This window comes from Bradyrhizobium sp. Ken01 (assembly GCF_055807355.1).
Genome location: NZ_JBVVPC010000121.1, coordinates 1 through 2,219 on the forward strand (window position 1 = coordinate 1; position 2,219 = coordinate 2,219).

The window sequence follows — 2,219 nt, forward strand, 5'->3', positions numbered from 1 at the left end:
GATACCTCAGCCCTGTTGAGTTCGAGCGCAAGGTGGGATTAGCTTAACCGGGTGTCCATCAAACCGGCAGCAGCTCATCCACCTCCCGCTGTTTCAGAGAAACTCTAGCCGTGAAGCCTGCCTGCAGCCACGCCATCGCCTGCGTGTGCCCAGCTTTGCGCGAACTCTCATTTCCCCACCAAGCACTGAACTTGTAGGCTGACGGCGGTAACGGCCTCCCGAGAATTGCCTCGATTTCCGAGAACGTGAGCCGAATAGTTTGCGCCTTTGTGCGCCCCAGCTCCCGCAATAGCGGATCGTAAACGGACATGACGCTCAGCTCGTCACGTTGGTCTGTCATCGCCGCTCGCAGGGATGTTGAAGCCCCGGGCGGCAAGTTCTAGCTCGAGCTCAGTGATCCGCTCGAAGATGCGAGCAGCAATCGCCTCGGAATCTTCAGCGCTTAACGATCGAATGCCTCTTAGAGATAGCTCGTCCCTGAGAACCTTCGCCACAAGGAATTGAATTGCCATTGGATCAGATCCTAAAAAGACGATCCAACCGCAACCGAAGGGCGAGCGCAAGTGTTTAGGTGGTGCTGCGTGCTTTGGCTAGTTGTCTCTCGGCTCCGAATGCTGAAGCTGCTCCGCTGCTCACACAAGCTTTTCTGCGGCAGCCATTAACAGCAACCCGTGTGCCTCATCGGGGTTCTACCCTGCGTGATCTGTAGCCGATTGGCCGTCTCGCTTTGCTTGAGCACGTGTCGTTAGCCTATCCAGCTTCGATAGCTCTTCGCTCAGACGTCTTTCGACATACTGCCGTTCGAAGTCCGTCAGAGTGGTTTGCAATAAGAGGTGGTAGCGTTGAATATTGTTGCGATGTGCCCGGACCAAATCGTTGTCAATCATCGTTGTCGGCTTTCCGGGAGTGAAACGACAAACAATTCATCGTCATGCGGGATGGGCAGGCGACCGAGCAAGAGCAGGCCGGAGCATTTCCGCCGCTTTCTCCATAGTAGCGAGCTTTTCTTTCCCAATCTGTGAACTATTTCACACGGCCCTGCGTAGCCTAGTTGGCAGTAGACACGGTCCAGTGGTTTAGCAGGCGTGGGTCGGCTGCATCAGCCCGATAGCGGCGGTAGGGATGCCTAGCACAGTCGGGTGCGCCGGCTCATGGAGCTTGGCTGAGGAGACGAGGTGCCAAGTCTATGCGTCTGACGGCTGCGGCGCCAATGGCATGCCGGTTCGATCACTGCATTTTCTGCCCGAGGTCTCTCAGCAGCGTGTGGAGAAAGTCGCTGGCATGGTCGTATTGTGCATTGCCGTTCGTGATCTGACGGACGTGTGGATCCATTACGCGACCAACGGTTTCGGAGCCGAGCAACTCAGCTCTGTCGGACCACTGCTGCAGCAACGTATCGGGTATATCGTCCGCAGATCCGAACATCCGCAAAAGGGAATGTTCGGCCTCGGGCTTGTGGTCGTGATGAGCCTTGGCCGCATAGAAAGCGAATAGTCCCCGAAAGGCATCACGGGAAACGGCAGGTTTTCCCATCGCAATGTCCCTGAAAAAATTACGTTCTCAATAGGGGCAAGTTTGACGCCTCCGTTCGGGAAAAGCTAGAAAAAAACCAAGGTCCTATGCCATTCCGTTTCCGAAGAGTTTGCCGTTGGACGATGAGGGCAATGCCAACCCGTCAATGATCATGACCTATCCTGGTTGGGCATTTGCGGCGCTCTTTGGCTCTTGTCGCTCCCAGCCGCTCCATTTGTGAAGTGCAAATCGGCGGAGGGGCCAGCTTGTAGGACCCAGCGCAGATGTTGCGGCCACCGCGCGGCTTGCACTAAGCTCATTCGATTAGATCCGAGTTGTTTTTGTGGAGTAGCGTCATGTCCAGTGCGATTGAGTTGATTGTGGATAGCTACACAACAGTGAAAGACCGTCAGTCGCTTGAAGAGCTGAGGATCCATCGCCGGCGACTTGCCGGAGACCTGAAAGCCTGGGTGGGCTTTGACTGCAGGTTGTCGATTGCGCAGATGAGCAGGATATCGCGGCAATCGAGGCGGGCCTGGAGATGTTGTCGGGGCCGGTCGGCGGTTAAGCTAAAGGCGCCAACCCGATAGGGCGTGCGCACAACGAGGGCAAGTGCTGCGATCTTTCGTCATGGCTGCCCTCGTACTGGTCTGGGGATCCTCGTCCGCGCTCAGCCTGACGTCGGAGGAGATCATCGCCAAGCTTCG

The 2,219-nt window shown here is 56.3% G+C and carries 3 protein-coding genes; all 3 read right to left on the bottom strand.

The genetic code is table 11. The annotated features are described in order from the left end of the window. Nucleotides 1-58 precede the first annotated feature (58 nt). The 3 genes from AC0L3S_RS38915 to AC0L3S_RS38925 all read right to left on the bottom strand — a co-directional run bounded on the left by AC0L3S_RS38915 (nucleotide 59) and on the right by AC0L3S_RS38925 (nucleotide 1,533). Nucleotides 59-310 (bottom strand): DUF7662 domain-containing protein, encoded by a 252-nt coding sequence (locus tag AC0L3S_RS38915; RefSeq protein ID WP_473285234.1) that lies wholly within the window; start codon nucleotides 308-310, stop codon nucleotides 59-61. Between the two features lie 13 nt (nucleotides 311-323). Continuing rightward, a complete protein-coding gene (locus AC0L3S_RS38920; protein ID WP_473285236.1) occupies nucleotides 324-512 on the bottom strand; it encodes a hypothetical protein in 189 nt (62 codons plus the stop codon). Between the two features lie 715 nt (nucleotides 513-1,227). Continuing rightward, nucleotides 1,228-1,533 carry a hypothetical protein gene (locus AC0L3S_RS38925; protein WP_473285238.1) on the bottom strand — a complete coding sequence of 102 codons (306 nt, stop codon included), beginning with the start codon at nucleotides 1,531-1,533 and terminating at the stop codon, nucleotides 1,228-1,230. Nucleotides 1,534-2,219 lie beyond the last annotated feature (686 nt).

Bases quoted from the DNA above. Each gene is read 5' to 3' on its own strand.
- AC0L3S_RS38915 (WP_473285234.1), bottom strand. From the start codon at position 310: ATGTCCGTTTACGATCCGCTATTGCGGGAGCTGGGGCGCACAAAGGCG.
- AC0L3S_RS38920 (WP_473285236.1), bottom strand. From the start codon at position 512: ATGGCAATTCAATTCCTTGTGGCGAAGGTTCTCAGGGACGAGCTATCT.
- AC0L3S_RS38925 (WP_473285238.1), bottom strand. From the start codon at position 1,533: ATGGGAAAACCTGCCGTTTCCCGTGATGCCTTTCGGGGACTATTCGCT.